Here is a 20,763-nt window from a genome sequence, read left to right as displayed (position 1 = left end):
AAATCTAGACTAATGTTTGCTTTAAATTCTGGTACAATTGCGCAAATCATATTTAGGGGGTCTCCATTTTGTCTTCATCTCATCCAAACTATCATCTCAACGATGATCTTCTCGGTCCTGTTTTAGCCATTCTTGATGCGTTCCAAGATCCATATTTAAACAAAAGCTTTTTAAGCGCTGGCATGGTGACTAAGCTAGCAATTGAAGGTAAGCGCTTGCAACTTGGCTTGTGCTATTCATACCCATGTCAAACGCAATATCAAGACATTGTTATGGCAGTGACCAAGGAACTCGCTGTACTGGATGCCATTGATGAAGTTGAATGTGAAATTGATTTCCAACCAGAAACTGTTTCAGCAATTAGTGCGGTAGAGCCACTGCCGAATATTAGGCAAATTATTGCCGTGGCTTCAGGTAAAGGCGGCGTGGGTAAGTCAACCACTGCGGTTAACCTTGCGTTAGCACTCGCCAGCGAAGGTGCTCGAGTCGGTATATTAGATGCTGATATTTACGGGCCATCAATTCCGATGATGTTAGGCGTTGAAGACTTTAAGCCTGTTTCCCCTGATGGAAAAATAATGACAGCTGCAAATGCGCATGGTATTGCAGCGCAGTCAATTGGCTTTATGTTAGATGGTGATCAAGCTGCGGTATGGCGTGGCCCAATGGCTGCAGGCGCTTTAGTGCAACTTCTTACTGAAACCGAGTGGCCTGAACTTGATTACATGGTCATCGATATGCCACCAGGAACCGGCGATATTCAACTTACCTTGTCGCAAAAAGTGCCGGTAAGTGGTGCTGTAATTGTGACCACCCCGCAAGATATCGCGCTGGCTGATGCTAAAAAAGGTGTCAGCATGTTCGAGAAAGTTAATATTCCAGTGTTGGGTATTGTTGAAAATATGAGCTTTCATTTGTGCCCTGAGTGTGGTCATAAAGACCATCCATTTGGCGCTGATGGTGGCGCAAAAATGGCCACTCGTTACAATGTACCTCTATTGGGTCAATTGCCTCTGCAGCTTAATATTCGCGAAGATGTCGATAAAGGTACTCCTACTGTTGCCGCCGACAGTGAGTGTCAAGTTTCTAATATATATCGTGAAATTGCGCGTAAAGTAGGCGCTCAGCTTGCGTTATGCCAAGCGCAATCTAAAGTATCTATAAGTATATCGGACGACGAGTAAGGTCTTAAAATGAATTCAAAACAATGTGTTGTTATCGCAATTGCTGGTGCTTCTGCGTCAGGTAAAAGCCTTATTGCTAAAACGATATATGAGGAGTTGTGTCGTGATCTTGGCACTGACCAAATCGGTGTAATTGCAGAAGATGCCTACTATCGTGACCAAGGTCATCTGTCGATGGACCAACGAGTACTCACCAATTACGATCATCCAAAAGCATTAGACCATGAGCTGCTTTGTAAACATCTTCAAGCACTTAAAGATGGTAACCCAGTTGATATTCCTGTTTACAGTTACACTGAACATACTCGTACTGAAGAAAAAGTAAACTTGACCCCAAAGAAAGTCATAATTCTTGAGGGGATCTTATTATTGACCGATCCTGCTCTTCGCGACCAAATGGATGCGAGTGTGTTTATGGATACTCCGCTCGATATCTGTTTCATGCGCAGGCTATCTCGTGATGTGGCTGAACGTGGCAGAACGATGGAATCGGTCATGTCTCAGTATACTGAAACGGTGCGTCCAATGTTTTTACAGTTCATTGAACCGTCTAAACAATATGCGGATATTATTGTTCCGCGTGGTGGTAAGAACCGTATCGCGACCGATATTCTTAAAGCGCGTATACAGCACCTGTTAGCAAAGTAATTTAGTGATGGTCACTATGGGTTTAATAGCTGTAGAGCAGTATTTAAAAAACCGCTCTATATCTAGGATGCATAGTGCTATATCTGCAATTTTACGGGGCGCTGTGCAGGCAAAATTAGTTAGGATAGCTAATGTCGACAATTTGGGTTAATGGACAACCTGATGCCGCGATTAACCCTCTTGATAGAGGGTTAGCCTACGGTGATGGTCTATTTGCAACAATGCGAGTACACAAAAGTGAGATTCAATTCGTTGAATCTCACTTTTTGCGATTGACTCAAGGCGCGAAACGCTTAGGGTTTGACTGGCAGCCGTCACTGAGTCTTCGTACACTTCTGTTAGAATGCGCTCAAAAACATCCCCAATCGTGTCTTAAAGTTTTACTTTCCCGTGGTGTTGGTGGACGAGGCTATACGCCGCCACATACCAATCAATCGACTAATGAAATTGTATCGGTTTATCCGTTTCCCGAAGTTTACCAACGTTGGCAAAATCAAGGGATAAACTTGCAATCTTCAGCTATTTTATTAGCGCAACAACCACGTCTTGCTGGAATGAAACATTGTAATAGACTCGAGCAGGTACTGATTAAATCGGAGCCACTCACCGCGGGCTATGATGACTGGTTAGTACTTGATGCTCAGCGAAATATTATCGAATCGTCGATGGCTAATCTGTTTTTTATAACTGAGGCTGGCATCCTGACCCCAAAACTTGCTTATGCTGGTGTTGCTGGCATGATGAGAGAGCAGGTGATCTATCAACTTTTGGATATGAATTTTAAAGTTTCCGTAACTGAAATAAATCTAAGTAAACTGTCTAACGTTGACCATGTATTTATGACCAACAGTTTGCTTGGCGTTGTTGATATCAATTTAATCGATAATCATATTTTACAAAAAGCACCTTTTACATCTTTATTAAGAGAGCGACTTAATCTGACATTATGAAGAAATTTTTAATTGGTTTTTTTGCGACTGGCTTTACGCTACTGACAATTGCTGCGCTTGGCGGATACTGGGGCTACCAAACGTTAACGCAGTTTGCTCAATCACCGTTAAAGATAGGCGTAGCCCAGGAGTTAGAGATCCAACGAGGCACTTCATTTAACCAGTTTAGTCAGCTGCTTAGACAACAGAATCTTATTGAAGATGATGGCTGGAAACTAAAATGGTTAGTGCGATTAAACCCCGAACTGGCACAGATAAAATCAGGTTTATATGATGTTGCTCCTGAGGATACCGTGACAAGCTTGTTAGAGAGAGTTGTCTCAGGCAGAGAGAAATCCTTCGCACTAACGCTATTAGAAGGACAGAGCATAAAGGAGTGGCAACAGCTACTTCTCACGCAGCCTAAACTTAAGTTTGATGAAGGCATGTTTACGCAAATTTTGCTTGATAATGGTGATACTTCTGGATTGGCTGAAGGTAAGTTTTTTCCAGACACTTACCATTACCGAGCCAATAATTCAGCCCGAGCATTATTGCAAGAAAGTTATCGAAAAATGCAAGCTGAACTCGATAGTGCTTGGCATAATCGCCAAGAAGGACTGCCTTTAAAATCCTCATATGAACTACTCATCCTTGCATCGATAATTGAAAAGGAGACTGGGAAGGCTAGTGAGCGACCTTGGATCTCAGCGGTATTTATTAATAGATTAAATAAAGGCATGCGTTTACAAACAGATCCTACTGTTATTTACGGCATGGGTGAACGTTATGAAGGCAACATTACTCGCAAAGACTTAAGAGAAAAAACAGCTTTTAATACTTACCGAATTAATGGCTTACCGCCTACACCCATAGCGGCACCGAGCCTTGCTGCTATTCAAGCTGCTGCAAATCCAGCAGATGTAGATTATTTTTATTTTGTCTCTCGAAATGATGGCAGCCATGTATTTTCAAGAACACTGCAAGAGCATAATCGGGCAGTGAACAAATATCAGAGAAATCGATGACTATAGAATCAACCACGGTTAAAAATGCAAAATTCGTTGTTATAGAAGGCTTAGAGGGGGCGGGTAAATCGAGTGCCATTGCTTTAGTGCGAGATTTTATTGAAAAGCACACTGGGCAAGCCCCCGTATGTACCCGAGAGCCAGGTGGGACACCTTTAGCTGAGCAGATGCGTGACTTAGTAAAAATTGCCAATGAGTCAGATCCATTATGTGATGAAGCTGAATGTCTCATTTTTTATGCCGCCAGAGCACAATTGGTCGCTAATGTGATAAAGCCATCGCTTGCTGAAGGCAAATGGGTTTTAGGTGATAGACATAATTTATCTTCGCTCGCTTATCAAGGCGGAGGCCGCGGGCTAATGCCGTTAGTTTCATCAATTAGTGAGGCTACGCTAAAAGGTTTTAAACCTGATTTGACACTTTATCTCGATATTGACCCAAAATTGGGATTAGCGCGAGCAGCTAATCGTGGCGAACTGGATCGTATTGAACAACAAGAGATAGAGTTCTTTAATCGCACAAGGGCGACATTTTTGTCATATGCAGACAACGACGATTCAATCATGATTATTGATGCGAGCCAAAGTATGGCAGCTGTACACAAAGATATTATCGCCGTCTTACAAGATCAGGCTTGGTAGCATGCAACAGTTACCTTGGTTGCAAAGTGCGAGTGATACGTTTAATGCACAGTTAAAGCGTCAACAGGTCGCACATGCCTATCTTATCGGTTTGGATGCCGGTTATGGCGGTGAAATACTGGCACTGGATCTGGCAAAGGCATCACTATGTAGCCAGGTCGGACAAGCAGGTGCCTGCGGATTTTGCAAAGCGTGTCAGCTAGTAGAGGCGAATAGTCATCCAGACTTTTATAAAATTGAAGCTGATGGCGCGCAAATTAAAGTCGACCAGATAAGAGGATTATGTCAAAAACTGACAACGACTGCTCAGCAGGGCGGTCGGCGCGTTGCCGTGATTTTAAATTGTGAGCGACTCAATCAGGCTTCAGCGAATGCGTTACTTAAAACACTCGAAGAGCCCGGTAAAGAAACGATATTGCTGTTGCAAGCTAACTCGCCAAGCCGTTTGATGGCAACGATAAGCAGTCGCTGCCAGCGCGTTCAGGTGAAACTTCCTTCCAGAGTTGACGTTAAGCATTGGCTCAACGATCAGTTAAAAACATCCGCTGATTATAGCTGGTGCCTGCCAGTCGTTGGTGGACCGCTAGCCATAGTATCTGCTATTGAAAGTGGTCGCTATCAAAGCCTTTTAGCATTTAGAAAAGGTTGGATTGAAAGTTTGTCGTCAAAGCAGCTCTGTGCTAGTTTACAAAATGTAAACGAAAAGCAAGTTTCTGACGCAATTAAAGTTTTATACCTTGTATTGCATCGAAAGCTGGTAACAGACAATAAGCTAGACCCATTAATACGTTCAGCTATTGTCACTTTTTCAGCTAAAGTCATGCAGCAAGAAACACGCCTTTCTATAATGCCAACAATCAATGTATTGGGCTTGTTTGAAAGCATCGTGCTTGAATATATACATATAATGGAAAACTAACTCTTTATGACAAATCTTGTTGTTAATTTTGACACCTTGCACCAGCTATATAGGGCCTATATGCCTTTCATTAAGCCTGCTGGGATATTTATTGGCAGCACAGATAACTTTGTACTTGGGCAATCATTGTCCGTGGTTTACCGTTTACCGGGAACGACTGAAAAGATGCAGTTCGAAGGTTCTGTAGTGTGGATAAACCCTTTAGGAGCTCCTGGTGGGCGTCCTGTAGGTATAGGTGTTAAAATTGTATCAGAGCCTGATTTACATAAGCACCATATTGAGCAGCTTTTGTCACACGAACTGTCCTCTTCTGATTTGACCTGCACTATGTAGCTCGGTAGACTTGCTCTCCTTTTTGCTTGTTGGATTCTCCTGTGCTTATCGATTCACATTGTCATTTAGATCGTCTTAAAACCGCGCCAGATCATGATTCACTAAAAAATATCATTAGTGCTGCCAAAGCCCGTGATATCGCTTACTTCCTTTGTGTGAATGTTAGGCAACAAGGTTTTTTAGAGATGAAGCAGAAAATGGCGTCGTTCGATGAAGTGTTTCTATCGGCAGGCGTACACCCTTTAGATGTCCAAGATGGCCTTAACGTAGAAGAGATAGAGCTCTTTGCACGTGATGAAAAGGTGGTTGCTATAGGTGAAACTGGGCTTGATTATTTTTATGCTAATGAGACTAAAGCGTTACAGCAATCTTGTTTTGAACAACAAATTGATTTGGCCGTTAAGGTTAAAAAACCTCTGATTATCCATACTCGCGATGCTCGAGAAGATACCCTTAATTTTTTAAAGAGGGGCAATGCAGACTCAGTAGGAGGTGTTTTACACTGTTTCACCGAAAGCTGGGATATGGCAAAAGCTGCAATAGATATGGGCTTTTATATTTCTGTTTCAGGCATTGTCACATTTAAGAATGCTGGTGAACTGCGTAACGTGATAAGAAAGGTACCAAAAGATAGATTGTTGGTTGAAACTGATTCGCCGTATTTAGCCCCCGTTCCTCATCGTGGCAAAGAGAATCAACCAGCTTTTGTTCGTGATGTTGCCGAGTTTGTCGCGGAGCTTCGAGGTGAGAAATATCCTGATGTGGCCGAGTATACTACTGAGAACTTCTTTAAGCTATTCAAAGATGCTGCGCGCCTCGCAGGTAGATAATGCTTTGCTGATCTAATCGGATCAGCTTTGTCGGCGTGATACCAATTGCATTAAAAGTGTGACCATTCAGCGGGAATTCAAACGCGTAGGCAAGTAGTGAGATTTGAGCTAATAGTTATTCTCGGCTCTGGCATCCAGCTTCGCTCTCGATAATTTCTGCTGCATTATTCTACCTTCGACTATCCTATACATGACCGACAAGGAGGCTCGGAACGTCTTATTTTTTATGGAACAAAATAGACCATTTATCCGTATACCCAAATCTCATAGAGCAGCATACAGTGTTTTGCCAATTTTTTACCTCAGCCGCACTACGTGAGCCCCCCCGGCCTTTCCACTTCTGCCTTGCATTGGCTTAAAAGGGAATAACCACTTCTTTACCAATGCGCTTTGAATTGAAAAGACTGAGGGGCTCTGAACGAGTCAAATACTTAATGCAATTGATATGACTATGTACAAAAGAAGCAAAAGACAGGCAAAAAAAGACCCAAAACTATTCCAATTGTTCTGGGTCTAGGGGAATGGCTCTCAAGGAGCCGTGCGCTACTGGTGTTAACCATTTAAGGTTAAAATCTGTTACTTACTCAATCTCTGAACAAACTAGTGTAATAGAGTGTAGTAGAGCATTGCCATTTAGGCATAATTTTTTTTAATTACTTCTTGTCTATATGTAACTAAAAATTATTGCTGACTGTAGCGAGCCATTTTATCTTTAACTAAGTCTCTGGGAAGATTGTTTTTTAGCTTATTGCCAAGATGTTTAACCACCCCTAAAGAAACTCCTGCATAGCTGACAATGGTTTCGCCTTGAGGCTTTACCTTTTCGCTTAAACTAATATCTCTGCCCATTAAAAATACTTGTGCCTCATCATCGCTGAGCTCAATAGTGTTTGGGGACGTTAAGGCTAAAACAGCTTCATGTTTTACTTTAAACCCTTTTTTTAGCACATCGGCTAATTTCATTCCAATACGTTGAAAACGCATTTTACCGATGAGTTTATGGAAGGGCTGAGGGAAAAGCCACACTTCTGCATCTCGAACGTAGATATCATTTTCATTTGGTAAAATGATATCGAACGATGTTTTTAGGTATTCGGCTATTTCAGACACTTTTTTCGCAGAAGCTTTTTCAAATGGGAAATTCTTTTGCTTTCTAGGTTCTGGCAATGCTCGCGCAATAGCTTTAACTTTTTTTATCTTTGCAACAAAGAAGCCTTCACTGTCGTATATTTGTGGCCAGACATGTAAAAAGCCCTCTTCGGTACAAGCCTTATCTGCGCCAGCAAATAGTGAACATAGGTTAATAAACTCAACAGCGTCTGGATAGCGCTGTTTTAAATAATCACAAACGTTTTGATTCTCTTGTCGACTTAATGCGCACGTTGAATAAACCAGTTCACCGCCAGGCTTTAATGCTTGAAAAGCGGAGTCAATGAGCGCTTTTTGAGTATCAACAATTCCTTTTAAATCATTATTGTCCCAATTCTTTAAAGCGTCAGGATCTTTTCTTATCGTGCCTTCGCCGCTACAAGGAGCGTCGAGCAATATGGAGTCAAATATTTCAAACATATACTCGCCAAATACACGAGCATCAAAATGCGTTAGCGCGCAGTTTGCAACCCCCATGCGGGCGATATTCGCATGCAGTACTTTCACTCGGCTGGCAGAGTACTCATTTGCGACAAGTAAGCCTTTGTTACCCATTAAAGCAGCAATTTGTGTTGTTTTAGACCCCGGTGCTGAAGCCATATCTAATACATACTGTTGAGCATCATTTCGCTTAGGTGAAAGAAGCGCCGTTGGTGGTAGCATTGAACTGGCTTCTTGAATGTAAAAAAGTCCTTGAAGATGCTCTATGGTATTACCGAGCTGGATCTCCTGTTCCAATTTAATCCAGTAGCCATTTTCACACCAAGGAATAGGATCAAAATGCCAACCTTTAGGCACCATTAACTTAATAAAATCATTGGTTGATATTTTAAGTGTGTTTACCCGTATAGAGGGTCGCAGAGGCTTACTGCTGTAGCAGATGAAATCGTCCATTGAGAGGTGTGCGGGCAGATCATGTTCGATGCTATTGATAAAATTTTGATTAAAATGAGCCATATGCCGAAGGTAATGCGATAAAGTAGTCTGATTATATACTGAAAAATAGATATAGTGAGAGCACTTGTATTGAAGAGTGTCGCGTCGCGCCCGATCAGGAGAGGAACAGTGAGTGTTAAATAAGATATGGTTTAGTTTTTTTGCTGTTGCATTGTCTGCCATTTTTATACAGCTGCTAAGCGGAAACGTTGGCGTACTAAGCCAAAGTGTCGAAGCCATTTTTTCCAGTGCTAAATTAGCCGCAGAGATAGCGTTAGGCTTAATTGGGGTGCTGTGTTTGTGGATGGGGCTTATGCGAGTTGGCGAGAAGGCTGGGGTAGTTGCGTTTTTTTCCCGCGCTTTTGAACCGTTATTATCACGTTTGATGCCCGAGGTACCACGAGGGCATCCAGCCTATGGCAGCGTTACCATGAACCTAACCGCGAATATGTTAGGTTTAGACAATGCTGCTACTCCACTAGGCTTAAAGGCGATGCAAGATCTTCAGTCTTTAAACCCAGTTGAGCACACAGCGACCAATGCACAGATTTTGTTTTTGGTACTCAATACCTCCTCTATAACCTTAGTGCCGGTTACGGTATTTCTTTACCGTGCGCAGCAAGGGGCTGCAGCGCCCGCTGATATATTCTTACCTATCTTATTAGCCACATCGGCATCGACCTTAGCAGGTGTACTCGCTGTTGCTATTGTGCAGCGTTTATCAATTTTAAATACGGTGGTTATCGCTTACGCTGCGGGGATTTTGGCAACGTTAACCGCGTTGATATTTTACTTATCAACCCTCACAGTTACGGCAATTGGCGAGGTGAGTACTGCTATGGGTAATGGCATTTTGCTGCTACTTATTTTTAGTTTTGTACTGGTTGCAGGTTTGCGTAAGGTGGCTGTGTATGATGAGTTTATTGAGGGAGCGAAAGAGGGGTTTGCGCAATCGATTAAGCTCATCCCTTATCTGCTTGCTATGTTACTAGCGATAGGGTTACTGCGAGCTTCAGGTGCGCTTGAATATCTATTAAATACAATCGCGGGGATTGTGGCGTTTGCTGGCGGCGATACGCGTTTCGTTGACGCTATGCCAACGGCAATTATGAAGCCTTTTAGTGGCTCTGGCGCAAGAGCTATGATGCTTGAGACGATGCAGTACTACGGTGTTGACTCCTTTGCTGGCCGACTTGCCGCAATTTTGCAAGGCAGTACTGAAACGACGTTTTACGTGCTGGCGGTATATTTTGGTGCTGTTGGAATACGCAATGGACGCCATGCTCTGGCTTGCGGTTTATTCGCAGACCTTGCGGGTATTGTGGCTGCGATATTGGTTTGTTATCAGTTTTATGGTTAATACCAATCAGTATAAAGGTTTATTGCCCAACGAGAGTTAAGCAGAACATAGCACATACCACTATTAGCCCATTGGTCTGAAATTCGCACGCCAGAAAAAACTCTGAGTAGGTCAACTTATGATGCTGATTGGTAGAACACTTTTCTTGATAAGAAAAAGGCGATAACTTAAGTAAGTTATCGCCTTTTGTGTATTAGCAGGTTGCAAGTTTAGTCGGTTGCAGATTGTTTTGGTGCCCACTCTAACCAGAGTGGATCTACAGCGGAGCTAAGTGAAAAGCGATGCTGCGGCTCAATCATATTATCAGCTGTCGTGACATCTTGAGTAGCAAGGCCAATTCCACCGGCAAGAATGGTTTCAAGGGAGCCGCTTTCTATCTGAGCGCCAGAAAATAGACCCACATCGACTTTTACGCCCGAAAGATCCCAAAGTACACTCGTGTTATTAACTAAGTGCTTATATTGGCTTTCTATGTGGGCCGTCATCTCGACTCCGGTACCGTCTTTAATTAATTGATAACTGTCAACCTGACCGACCTTTATGCCACGAAAGAAGATAGCCGTGCCCTTATTAATAGAGCCCAAATTGTTATTAGTGATAATTAAAGTGAGTGCGTTATCTATATTGTAAAATGGCTTATTAACCAAGCCAATAAAGCTATCTGCTGTTTGTGTGCTCACTCCGGGAACAACCGAAATATAAGGACCTGTGAGTAGAGTCTCTGGGGCTTCAATTCCAGCCAGCGAAACCTGCGCGTCAACAATTGAAAAGCTCGCATCTTGCTGGTTGAAGTTTGCGGCGTAATCCCCATATAGGTAAGCGGAAACATTCAACTCAGTCAGATCTTTACTCAGTACGACTGACTCGACTTCACCTACTTTATGGCCTAAATAGCGGATAGGGGCTTTTTTAGCTAATTTTACGCTGGCAGGGAAGGTCATAGTTATTGGCGTTGATTGGCTTAACGCAAGAAATTTTGAGTCATATAACTGATTCTCTCGGCCTTGTACTGGTTGCTCAAGCAGTCCTAAAGTGATCCCACCTTTTAGTGCCCCTTGTAGCGGCGACATTTCAACCTCAATACCACTTAAACTAGCGTTGATTGCTAACGCGCTATTACGCCAAAAAACCGTTTTGTCGGTTAACAGCGACGCAAATGTTTTTTGGACACTGATATCAATTAGAAAGTCGTTACTCTTTCGCTGCCAATCTACCTTATTAACCTGGCCAATCTGCATTTTTTTATAGTAAATCGGTGAGCCATCAACCACATCTGCGGCATCATTACTGAAAAGTTGTCGAGTAATCTGTTGCGAGTGCTTAAAGTAGCTATCTGCTTCGTTACTGCTGGCAAATACTTTTAGTTCCGCACTGTTAGCTAACTGCTGGTTGCTAGATCCTTTAACTAAACTTAACGCACCATTGGTAAAAGTACTAAGATCGCGAGTCTTTACCGCAACACCGTCTAAGTTGGCTTCTACTGAAAGCACGGACTCGGCGATGAAATAGCTGCCCTTGGTGAGTAAAGAGCTAAAATCTGCATCAACTTCGATACTATACTCTACTCCAGTCAGTGCTTTATTTAATTTGCTAGACAGCACCGTGCCTATTTTTATCTGCTTGAAACGTAAATCAGCGCCAGCAGAAACACCTGGATTGCTATCTGAGTTTAAAGTTAATGTAAGCTTGTTACTGTTAAGTGGCTCTGGTTTAGTTGCTAATAAAGGGTATTGCTGTAGTGGGGCGCCTGAGCCTGGCATAAAGTTAATCACACTACCAGTGAGTAACCGCTCTGGATGATTGATACCGTTTAAAGAGATATCTGCACCCTCTAACCAAAATGATGAACTACCTGCTAGTAACTCAGCATATTTACTGTCGATTTTGGCTGCTAAAGAGATACCGTTATTAGTTAAGTTTTTATTGGTAACCCGACCTATATTAATCCCTCGAAATACAATGGCAGTATTGATTGCAACTGATTCTGTGCCGTTAGCTATTAAATTAAACTCTATACCACCGAAGGCTTGTTTCTCGCTATCATACAAGGCAAATTCATGTCGGTTTTCAGCAGTAGTAGAGCCATCATTTGAACTAAAGCTAATACCTCCAGCGAGAATAGCTGCAAGACTTTCACTACGAACTTCTATACCGACAAGGGAAGCGTCGATACTAATGCCTGACACATTCCAAAACTGCGAGTCGACTTTGACTAAGTTAGCATATTGCTGCTGAATAAACGCGGTCACTATAATCTTGTTGCTACTATCTAAACGGTAACCAACAACTTGCCCAACTGGGATCTGTCGATAGAATATAGGTGAACCTACATCCAACGAGCCCAATTTCTCGGAAGTAATGTTAACAATGAGTCCTTCGTTACCCGGCGTTATAACTGGTGCGCTGATCTCTGCTTCAAAAAAAGAGGCTGACTCTCCCTCACCGGGTAAAATCCCGATGTAATTACCTGAAAATAATGTGTCTAAACCTTCAACGCCAGTAATCGAAGCCTTAGGTTTAACAAGCCAAAACTTGGTGGCTTTGTTTAGAAATGGTGAGGAGCGATAATCCATTAAAACATCAACATTAACGCCCTGAAGATCGTCATCGATACTGATATCAACGACTTTACCCACGGTAAGACCTTGATATTTTACTAAGGTCTTACCTATATCCATACCCGTGGCATTTGGAAAATGTATTCTGACCTCTACGCCAGACTCGCGGATGCTCTTAACTCCTAACCAAGCTCCTAGCGCCAATGCAATAATCGGTAGTAACCAAATAGGAGAGAAGAGTTTTTTCTTTACTACTTTAGGTGTTTGTACTTGAGTCATTATTAGTTTCCAATCTGTCCCAGAGTAAGCGTGTATCAATCACTTTTGCTGCCAGTTGTGTTAGCAAGATAACTAAGGCGAATGCAGTGGCTGCAGGTGCTGGTTTTGCATCTAAAAGTTGTCCCATATTGACCACAGCAACGGTGAGTGAAATGACAAATAGATCTAACATCGACCATCTACCAATCCACTCGATAATATGAAAGCCCATCATTAGTTTTTTCTTAGATATAGGTAACTTAAAGCTAATTGCAGTCAAATATATAGTGAGTCCTACAATTTTAAGCACCGGCACCAAGATGCTCGCAGTAAATAGGATAATGGCAATAGGGATCATGTCTGTTTTTACCAGATGTGCAATCCCAGAAAAAATAGTGTCTTGTGTCACTTGGCCTTGATTTGTCAGTGTGGTAATCGGGTATAGATTAGCCGGGATAAGCAAAATTGCAGCTGTTATCAGTAAAGCCCAACTCTTTTGCAGGCTATCATAATCCCTTACTTTTAATTTAGCATCGCAGCGGCTGCAACAAGCGGAATTGGCACAAGTAACTTTGCTGCAAGTTGGGCAGCAAGTTAGCCCTACCTCCTTTCCTAATGTGGAAGCTGCTTTATTATCGTTCAAGGAAACTCCACATATGCTCTAAATCGTACTCTCTTAAAAGGAATAAATGCATTACAAACAGCATTGTAAAACAGAAAGTACCAAAACCGAAAGAAACGGTGGCAAAATCAGCAAGGTTAAACGCAGCAACTAAAAAGCTGATGACATAGATCTCGAGCATCGTTAACTGCGTCAGTAAGCCTTGTAACTTTAATGCCTGTTTTAAGACTGACCTTAATAAAGGCGATTGTAATCCGTATTTAATGATTAAGATCTGTACCAATATAGAAGTTAATAAGATACCAGGTGCGATAACCGCTGCAGTCATAACCGCTATAGCAACAACCCAATATCCTTGCTGATAGACAGCTGCAGCGCCTTCAAACACAGTTGTTGTGCGCATACTGCCCAAAAACTCAAGTTCAAGCACCGGAAAAAGGTTAGCGGGGAAAAAAAAGATAATTGCAGTGATGCATAACGCCAACATGCCATTAACTGAGCAATAAGGTGTGTCGTATAACTGAGTATGGCACCGCGGACATATAGCCCTTACGCCTGTTGGTAGGGCGCGCTTTCTTATGACCAAATCACATGACGGACATAAAGTAACACTATTGTCTAGCGTATCCGGTGGCATAGGAAATAAAGCCTCAAAAAAATCTTAATGGAATAAAACAAAGAAACAGCCCTAAACGTGAACTCTATTAATCGTATGCATTTGATTATTACAGAGTCCTTATCGCTATAAGCGTATCAGACTTTGAAGAAAACTTGCATAAGAACTTCAATATGTGAGACTCTTTACTGTATATAAAAACAGTGCGAGATTGATTATGGCCGTTGTAACCAAATTTGTCGTAGTTAGAGAAGGGGTTGAAAAGATGACTTTCACATCGAAAAAGGAGGCTGATGCCTACGATAAGATGCTTGATATCGCTGACAACTTGATTCCTTTTTTGACGAATCCTGAATTAGGGTTAGAAGATAATGACATTGAAAAGATTGGTTTTTTCTTAGCGCAGAATAAAGATGAACTACAATCCTTGCTAAAAGGTGGTAGTACTGCGAGTAAAGCTCCAACAAAGAAAGTATCGAAAAAGACTAATTTAGACTAAAAAAAACAGAACATCAGTCTTCTAAATTTGCTCCATCTTGATAAGATGCTGCAAATTTATTTAGATTTATCGATGATTTCGTTAGGGGATGTATATGACCGCGTCATTTTATGACACGTTGAACCGTCAAGTTATTGCTTTATTTAGCGGTGAAGATGATCAAATCGCCGCCTTAGCCAATTTTTCAGCACTATTGAATGATAATTTACCTGATCTTAATTGGGTTGGCTTTTACCTACTAAAGAACGAACAACTTGTACTCGGTCCTTTTCAAGGAAAAGTTGCTTGTACTCGGATACCGATTGGAAAAGGTGTTTGCGGTACAGCTGTTGAAAAAAACCAAACACAACGTATAGCGGATGTTCATCAATTTGTGGGTCATATAGCATGTGATTCAGCCAGTGTTTCTGAACTTGTGGTTCCTCTAAGACACAATGGCGATGTTATCGGAGTTCTGGATATTGATAGCCCATCGTTATCAAGATTTGATGAAATCGATCAACAAGGCGTAGAAACTTTGGTTAAAAGTCTCGAAAATTGCCTATTTGGTTAATCTACGACCAATTTTTGCTAATTGATGGTCGCAATCATCTCATGCATCCCTATAATAAGCGGTTTGAGCAATGAAATCTTAAATCGTGATTATTCGGTAAAGCGAATCAATAGCGTTTATGATAGGTTGTTGCTAAGGTAGGTTTGATTTTGCCGCTAAAAAACATAGGTTAATCATTATTAATTTGTTCTTTAGGTCATAATCAGACAAATATAAACGACACTTAAATCGATGAGAGATAGAAACTCTTTTGGTGGTGTCCCTTTTTTAAACTGTGGAAGTAAAGATGGAATCAACAGAAAAGTTGACCGATACCAACGCTATTCTTGCGTACTTATATGAAACATTTCCTTTATGCTTTATTGCTGAAGGTGAAACGAAGCCATTAAAAATCGGATTGTTTCAAGATTTAGCGGAAAGGTTAGCTGATGATTCTAAAGTCAGTAAGACTCAACTAAGAATCGCTTTAAGAAGATACACAAGCAGCTGGCGTTACCTTAAGTGCGTTAAAGCTGGTGCGCACCGTATCGATTTAGATGGTAATTCTTGTGGTGAGCTAGAACAAGAGCACGTTGACCATGCTCAAGCTACACTTAAAGAAAGTCAGGAAAAAGCGAAAGCGAAAAGAATAGCTAAGGCGAGTAAAACCTCAGCACCTTCAGCTAAAGCTAAGAAAGCCGTTAAAAACCCGGTTGCAAGAAGACCGAAAGCGGCACCAAGCGCAAAACCTGTCAAAGAAAAAGTAGCAGAAGTTGCTTTAACGCCTGCGGTATTGACTGAGTTGAAGAAAAATCAACGTGTAAATGTCAAACTTGGTAAGGCACCAGTTGCTGGTGTAATTTTGGATATCAAAAAAGAAGATGTTCAAGTTCAACTAGATTCTGGCTTAACAATTAAAGTTAAAGCTGAATACATAATGCTGTAATGGTTTAAAAGCATGTAAAGGAGTAACTTGTTGATGCGGAAAATGTCTCTGGCTGTATCTATCGCCAGTATTTTTGTAGGATTCTCGGCGTGGGCTGTTAGCCCTACTATTCAATTCAGCGAGTTACCTGCTTTAAAGCAGGAACCCCAGCATAAAGTGGCGAGTAAACGCGTCACGGGTTTGTTTACCCGTTCCCATTACCATCGTTTTGAAATGGACGATGCGTTTTCAAAGCAAGTGTTCGAACGTTATCTTAAGCAGTTAGATTATCGTAAGAATGTGCTTTTGCAGTCTGATGTTGACGGCTTCATGGCATATTCAACTCAATTTGACGACATGTTGAAAAGTGGTGATCTGCAACAAGCATATTCGATGTTTGAAGTGATCCAAAAACGTCGCTATGAGCGATTTGCCTATGCACTCTCTTTGCTTGACGAAGAGATGAAGTTTGATGTCGCCGGCGATGCCTATGAATTCGATCGCAAAGACGCTGCTTGGCCTAAAACGGAAGCTGAGTTAAACGAACTTTGGCGCCAACGAGTAAAGTACGATGCATTAAATCTAACTTTAACGGGTAAAAAGTGGGATGAGATTGTGACTATTTTATCGAAGCGTTACAACAATTCTATCAAACGCCTAAGTCAAACTCATAGTGAAGACGTGTTCCAAGGTGTTATGAACGCATTTGCGAGAACTGTTGAGCCTCATACCAGTTATTTATCGCCACGAAATGCAGAACGGTTCCAGATGGAGATGAACCTAAGCCTTGAGGGCATAGGTGCAGTACTTCAAGTCGATGACGATTACACTGTGATTAAAAGCCTCGTTGCGGGTGGCCCTGCAGCCACCAGTGAGAAGCTATCTCCAGAAGACAAAATCGTCGGCGTTGGCCAAGAAGGCGAGAAAGTCGTTGATGTTATTGGTTGGCGTTTAGATGATGTTGTCGAGTTAATTAAAGGGCCTAAAGGCAGTAAAGTAGTTTTAGAGATCTTGCCTAATAAAGGTGGTTCTAGCGCTAAGTCTTTTGAACTGACTATCGTTCGAGACAAAATACGTCTAGAAGACCGTGCTGCAACCTCTAAGGTTGTTGAGCCAACTGAAGGACCCTACGCAAATCGTAAAGTAGGCGTCATTCAAATTCCTGGTTTCTATATGAACCTTTCAAAGGATGTCTCTAAAGAGCTTGCAGAGCTTAAAGAAGCAAAAGTTGAAGGGATAATCATAGATTTACGTGGTAATGGTGGTGGAGCACTAACTGAAGCGACACTGCTTACAGGTTTGTTTATTGAACAAGGCCCTGTGGTACAAATTCGTGATGCGAATGGTCGAGTCTCACAAAATAGAGATAACGATGGACGAGTCACTTATGATGGTCCATTAACGGTTATGGTTGACCGCTATAGTGCTTCTGCATCAGAGATTTTTGCCGCAGCATTACAAGACTATGATCGTGCATTGATTGTCGGTGAGTCGACATTTGGTAAAGGGACTGTGCAGCAACATAAGAGCCTCGGCCGTATCTATGATATGTACGAGAAACCTATTGGCCATGTACAATACACGATCGCGAAATTCTACCGTATCAATGGTGGTAGCACCCAATTAAAAGGTGTGACACCGGATATCCCGTTCCCGAGTGCTCTTGAACCTGGAGAGTACGGCGAAGCCGAAGAAGAGAATGCTCTGCCTTGGGATAAAGTGCCTGTAGCTCAGTACGGTACGTTAACTGAAATTTATCCGCAGCTAATTCAAAACCTTGATAGTAAGCATCAGCAGCGGATTAAAACAGACGTTGAATTTGGCTATATCTTCCAAGATATCGAAGAGTTTAAGGCTAATCATGACAACAAAACGGTATCGTTAGTCGAAAGTGAACGTCTTGCTGAACGTGATGATAATGACAAGAAGCAACTCGATCGTGAAAATGAGAGACGAGTGCGTGAAGGTCTTGAGGTGGTAAAGTCATTAGATGATATCGAAGATGAAAACACAGATAAAACCGACGCATTCTTAGATGAAACAGCTTACATAACGCTCGATTTAGTTGATATTGAGAAACTGGCTAAGAATCAAAAATAGTCGTTGATACTGACATAAAAAACGCGCTTATAGCGCGTTTTTTTTAACTTAAAAATGGAATTAGCAGGCCTAAAAATGACACAACCTCAAGCTAAATACTTAAAAGACTACCAAGCGCCATTATTTCAAATTACTCATATAGACCTCGATTTTTCTCTAGCGGGTGAAAACACGATAATTAAAGCCACAAGCTCGGTGGTCAGAAAAGGGGAACATGGCGAACCTCTGCGTCTTGATGGCGAAGATATTAAGTTGAAGTCAGTTAAAATAAATGGTGTTGAGAGCCCATATAAAGAACAAAGTGGTCAGTTGATTATTGATACTGATGAGCAAAGCTTCCAGTTAGAAATAGTCTCAGTTGTCGATCCAGAGTCAAACACTAGCCTAGAAGGCTTGTACATGTCTGATGGGGCGTACTGCACCCAGTGTGAAGCTGAAGGGTTTAGGCGTATTACCTATTTCCTTGATAGACCAGACGTACTTGCGATCTATACCGTGCGTATAGAAGCAAACAAAACCGCATTCCCATTTTTGTTAAGTAACGGCAACCTTGTTGATAATGGTGATTTAGAAGGCGGTTTACATTTCGTAAAATGGCATGATCCGTTTCCAAAGCCTGCATATCTTTTTGCATTAGTCGCTGGTGACTTTGACCTATTAGAAGATGAGTATATAACCCGCAGCGATAGAGCCGTTAAGCTGCAGGTTTTTGTCGATAAAGGCAATCTTAATAAAGCTCACCATGCAATTGCATCATTAAAGAAATCAATGCAATGGGATGAAACTCGTTTTAATCTTGAATACGACCTCGATATTTATATGATTGTAGCCGTTGATTTTTTCAATATGGGGGCAATGGAAAATAAAGGACTAAATGTATTTAATACCAAGTATGTATTAGCAGATAAAGCTTCTGCTACCGATGATGACTATCACGGTATCGAGTCGGTTGTAGGTCATGAGTATTTTCATAATTGGACTGGTAATCGAGTAACTTGCCGAGATTGGTTCCAATTAAGCTTAAAAGAGGGGTTAACCGTTTTCCGAGATCAGGAGTTTAGCTCTGATGTAGGCTCTCGAGCTGTTAACCGTATACATGCAATTAAGGTAATGAAAAACCAGCAATTTGCAGAAGACTCCGGCCCAATGGCTCATCCTATCCGCCCCGAGTCAGTAATAGAAATGAATAACTTCTATACCGTGACTGTTTATAACAAAGGGGCAGAAGTGATTCGCATGATGCATACCTTGTTAGGGGAAGATAAGTTCCAAGCAGGTATGGCGCTGTATTTTAAGAGGCATGATGGTCAAGCTGTGACTTGCGATGATTTCGTCGTGGCAATGGAAGATGCCAGCAAGGTTGATTTAGCGCAGTTCCGTCGCTGGTATAGCCAGGCCGGTACTCCTCAAGTCACCGCTAGCGAATCTTTCGATGATTCAACTAATTGCTATTGCTTAACATTGTCTCAAGAAACACCTGATACCCCTGGTCAAGCGGACAAATTACCACTGCATATTCCATTTGATATTGAGCTAATAGATAGTGAGGGCAATAGTGTTGTTAATCAAGTATTGGATTTTAAACAGCAAACCCAAAAGTTTATTTTTGAGAATATCAAAACCAGACCCGTTGTTTCATTGTTACAAGACTTCTCTGCGCCAGTAAGATTGGAATTTGATTACTCGATTGAACAGCTATTGCATCTAATGCGTTTCGCTAACAGCGAAGTGGCAAAGTGGGAGGCATCTGTATCCTTATTTAGTCAGTCAATCTGGCAGTGTGTTGATAATTTGCAAAATGGCAAAGCGATGCATATCGATAGCCGACTTGTTGATGGCTTCAAAGGTGTACTGTTATCTGAGTCATTAAATGCAGCGTTAATGGCTGAAATTCTTAACTTGACGAGTGCCAGCTCACTGATAGAGCAAACAGAAAGTGTCGACCTAGATAGCCTTGCTATCGCGCGTCAGTTTGCAGTCAATGAAATTGCTCAAGGTTGTGAAGATGAGCTGTTAGCAAAAGTAAGGCAGTTGCAGAACATAGATAGTGCCGATGCTCGTGCATTAAAAAATGTCTGCTTAAGCTTATTGCTCAAGGTTGATGATAGTTACCGTCATCTCGCACTTGAGCAGTTTAACGCTGCCGATAACATGACTGATACCTTAGGCGCACTGACAGCGCTTAATGGCGACAGTTCAAGTGAGCGAACAGCATTAATGACAACATTTGAATCTCGTTGGACAGATACCCCATTAGCTATGGATAAGTGGTTTAGCTTACATGCAACATTTGCCGATATTGCTTGTATTGATAAGCTCGAAGAACTTTTACAGCATGAAGGTTTTTCGATGTCTAACCCAAACCGTGTGCGTTCATTGATTGGTGTGTTCGCAGCAGCCAATACGTTTGAGTTTCACCGTAAAGATGCCAAAGGATACGACTTTTTGACCAAAGCGATTATCAAGCTCAATAAAGTCAATCCACAGGTTGCCGCGCGGATCATCACTCCTCTCATTCAATTTAAAAAGTTTGATCAACAAAGACAGACGCTAATGCGCAAGTCACTAGAAGATATTTTAGCAATAGATGAGTTATCAAAAGACCTCTATGAGAAGGTAACTAAAGCGCTATCATAATGAGATAGCAAAAAGTAAAATCTCGGTTTAAGCAGTGCTACCGCTCTGTTTAGGCTGAG

18 protein-coding genes are annotated in these 20,763 nt (G+C 41.8%); 14 read left to right on the top strand and 4 right to left on the bottom strand.

What is annotated here, in order from left to right:
- Positions 1-68: 68 nt before the first annotated feature.
- The 8 genes from apbC (at position 69) to AB4135_RS21100 (ending at position 6,512) form a co-directional block, all read left to right on the top strand.
- A complete protein-coding gene (apbC, locus tag AB4135_RS21135; protein ID WP_371995400.1) occupies positions 69-1,184 on the top strand; it encodes an iron-sulfur cluster carrier protein ApbC in 1,116 nt (371 codons plus the stop codon).
- Between the two features lie 9 nt (positions 1,185-1,193).
- Positions 1,194-1,832: a uridine kinase gene (gene udk / locus AB4135_RS21130; protein WP_371995399.1), complete on the top strand. Its 639-nt coding sequence runs from the start codon at positions 1,194-1,196 to the stop codon at positions 1,830-1,832.
- A gap of 131 nt (positions 1,833-1,963) precedes the next feature.
- The gene (gene pabC / locus AB4135_RS21125) at positions 1,964-2,782 is read left to right on the top strand and encodes an aminodeoxychorismate lyase (RefSeq protein WP_371995398.1); all 819 of its coding nucleotides are present in this window, start codon (positions 1,964-1,966) and stop codon (positions 2,780-2,782) included.
- A complete protein-coding gene (mltG, locus tag AB4135_RS21120) occupies positions 2,779-3,789 on the top strand; it encodes an endolytic transglycosylase MltG (RefSeq protein WP_371995397.1) in 1,011 nt (336 codons plus the stop codon). Before pabC ends, mltG begins: the two co-directional genes overlap by 4 nt.
- Positions 3,786-4,430, top strand: coding sequence for a dTMP kinase (gene tmk / locus AB4135_RS21115; protein WP_371995396.1), 645 nt, complete (start codon positions 3,786-3,788; stop codon positions 4,428-4,430). The genes mltG and tmk overlap by 4 nt, the downstream gene beginning before the upstream one ends.
- Before the next feature lies 1 nt (position 4,431).
- Positions 4,432-5,349: a DNA polymerase III subunit delta' gene (holB, locus tag AB4135_RS21110; protein ID WP_371995395.1), complete on the top strand. Its 918-nt coding sequence runs from the start codon at positions 4,432-4,434 to the stop codon at positions 5,347-5,349.
- 6 nt (positions 5,350-5,355) lie between these two features.
- The gene (locus AB4135_RS21105) at positions 5,356-5,682 is read left to right on the top strand and encodes a PilZ domain-containing protein (RefSeq protein WP_371995394.1); all 327 of its coding nucleotides are present in this window, start codon (positions 5,356-5,358) and stop codon (positions 5,680-5,682) included.
- A 41-nt stretch (positions 5,683-5,723) separates the two neighbouring features.
- On the top strand, positions 5,724-6,512 hold the full coding sequence (locus AB4135_RS21100; RefSeq protein WP_371995393.1) for a TatD family hydrolase: 789 nt from the start codon (positions 5,724-5,726) through the stop codon (positions 6,510-6,512).
- A gap of 681 nt (positions 6,513-7,193) precedes the next feature.
- Here the strand turns inward: AB4135_RS21100 and rsmF are convergent.
- Positions 7,194-8,618, bottom strand: a complete 1,425-nt coding sequence (gene rsmF / locus AB4135_RS21095; protein ID WP_371995392.1) for a 16S rRNA (cytosine(1407)-C(5))-methyltransferase RsmF — start codon at positions 8,616-8,618, stop codon at positions 7,194-7,196.
- A gap of 112 nt (positions 8,619-8,730) precedes the next feature.
- Here rsmF and AB4135_RS21090 point away from each other — a divergent pair, with 112 nt between their 5' ends.
- Complete coding sequence (locus tag AB4135_RS21090) at positions 8,731-9,957, top strand: nucleoside recognition domain-containing protein (protein ID WP_371995391.1); 1,227 nt, start codon at positions 8,731-8,733, stop codon at positions 9,955-9,957.
- A gap of 209 nt (positions 9,958-10,166) precedes the next feature.
- Here AB4135_RS21090 and AB4135_RS21085 read toward each other — a convergent pair whose 3' ends face one another.
- The 3 genes from AB4135_RS21085 to AB4135_RS21075 are packed head-to-tail and all read right to left on the bottom strand — an operon-like array spanning position 10,167 to position 14,032.
- Positions 10,167-12,794: an MlaD family protein gene (locus tag AB4135_RS21085; RefSeq protein ID WP_371995390.1), complete on the bottom strand. Its 2,628-nt coding sequence runs from the start codon at positions 12,792-12,794 to the stop codon at positions 10,167-10,169.
- A complete protein-coding gene (locus tag AB4135_RS21080) occupies positions 12,772-13,416 on the bottom strand; it encodes a paraquat-inducible protein A (protein ID WP_371995389.1) in 645 nt (214 codons plus the stop codon). The genes AB4135_RS21085 and AB4135_RS21080 overlap by 23 nt, the downstream gene beginning before the upstream one ends.
- Positions 13,406-14,032 (bottom strand): paraquat-inducible protein A, encoded by a 627-nt coding sequence (locus AB4135_RS21075; protein ID WP_371995388.1) that lies wholly within the window; start codon positions 14,030-14,032, stop codon positions 13,406-13,408. Before AB4135_RS21075 ends, AB4135_RS21080 begins: the two co-directional genes overlap by 11 nt.
- 196 nt (positions 14,033-14,228) lie before the next feature.
- Between AB4135_RS21075 and AB4135_RS21070 the strand changes: the two genes are divergently transcribed.
- From AB4135_RS21070 to pepN, 5 genes are all read left to right on the top strand, one after another.
- Complete coding sequence (locus AB4135_RS21070; protein WP_371995387.1) at positions 14,229-14,510, top strand: YebG family protein; 282 nt, start codon at positions 14,229-14,231, stop codon at positions 14,508-14,510.
- A 94-nt stretch (positions 14,511-14,604) separates the two neighbouring features.
- A complete protein-coding gene (locus tag AB4135_RS21065) occupies positions 14,605-15,063 on the top strand; it encodes a GAF domain-containing protein (protein ID WP_371995386.1) in 459 nt (152 codons plus the stop codon).
- 286 nt (positions 15,064-15,349) lie between these two features.
- Entirely contained in the window at positions 15,350-15,988 is a 639-nt protein-coding gene (gene proQ / locus AB4135_RS21060; protein ID WP_371995385.1) for an RNA chaperone ProQ, read from the top strand.
- Between the two features lie 33 nt (positions 15,989-16,021).
- Positions 16,022-18,067, top strand: coding sequence for a carboxy terminal-processing peptidase (gene prc, locus AB4135_RS21055; RefSeq protein ID WP_371995384.1), 2,046 nt, complete (start codon positions 16,022-16,024; stop codon positions 18,065-18,067).
- Between the two features lie 75 nt (positions 18,068-18,142).
- Positions 18,143-20,704 carry an aminopeptidase N gene (pepN, locus tag AB4135_RS21050; RefSeq protein WP_371995383.1) on the top strand — a complete coding sequence of 854 codons (2,562 nt, stop codon included), beginning with the start codon at positions 18,143-18,145 and terminating at the stop codon, positions 20,702-20,704.
- The last annotated feature ends 59 nt before the right edge of the window (positions 20,705-20,763 follow it).

This window comes from Shewanella sp. 10N.286.54.B9 (genome assembly GCF_041468565.1).
Taxonomy (GTDB): domain Bacteria; phylum Pseudomonadota; class Gammaproteobacteria; order Enterobacterales; family Shewanellaceae; genus Shewanella.
This window is presented reverse-complemented; position numbering and strand designations above follow the sequence as displayed.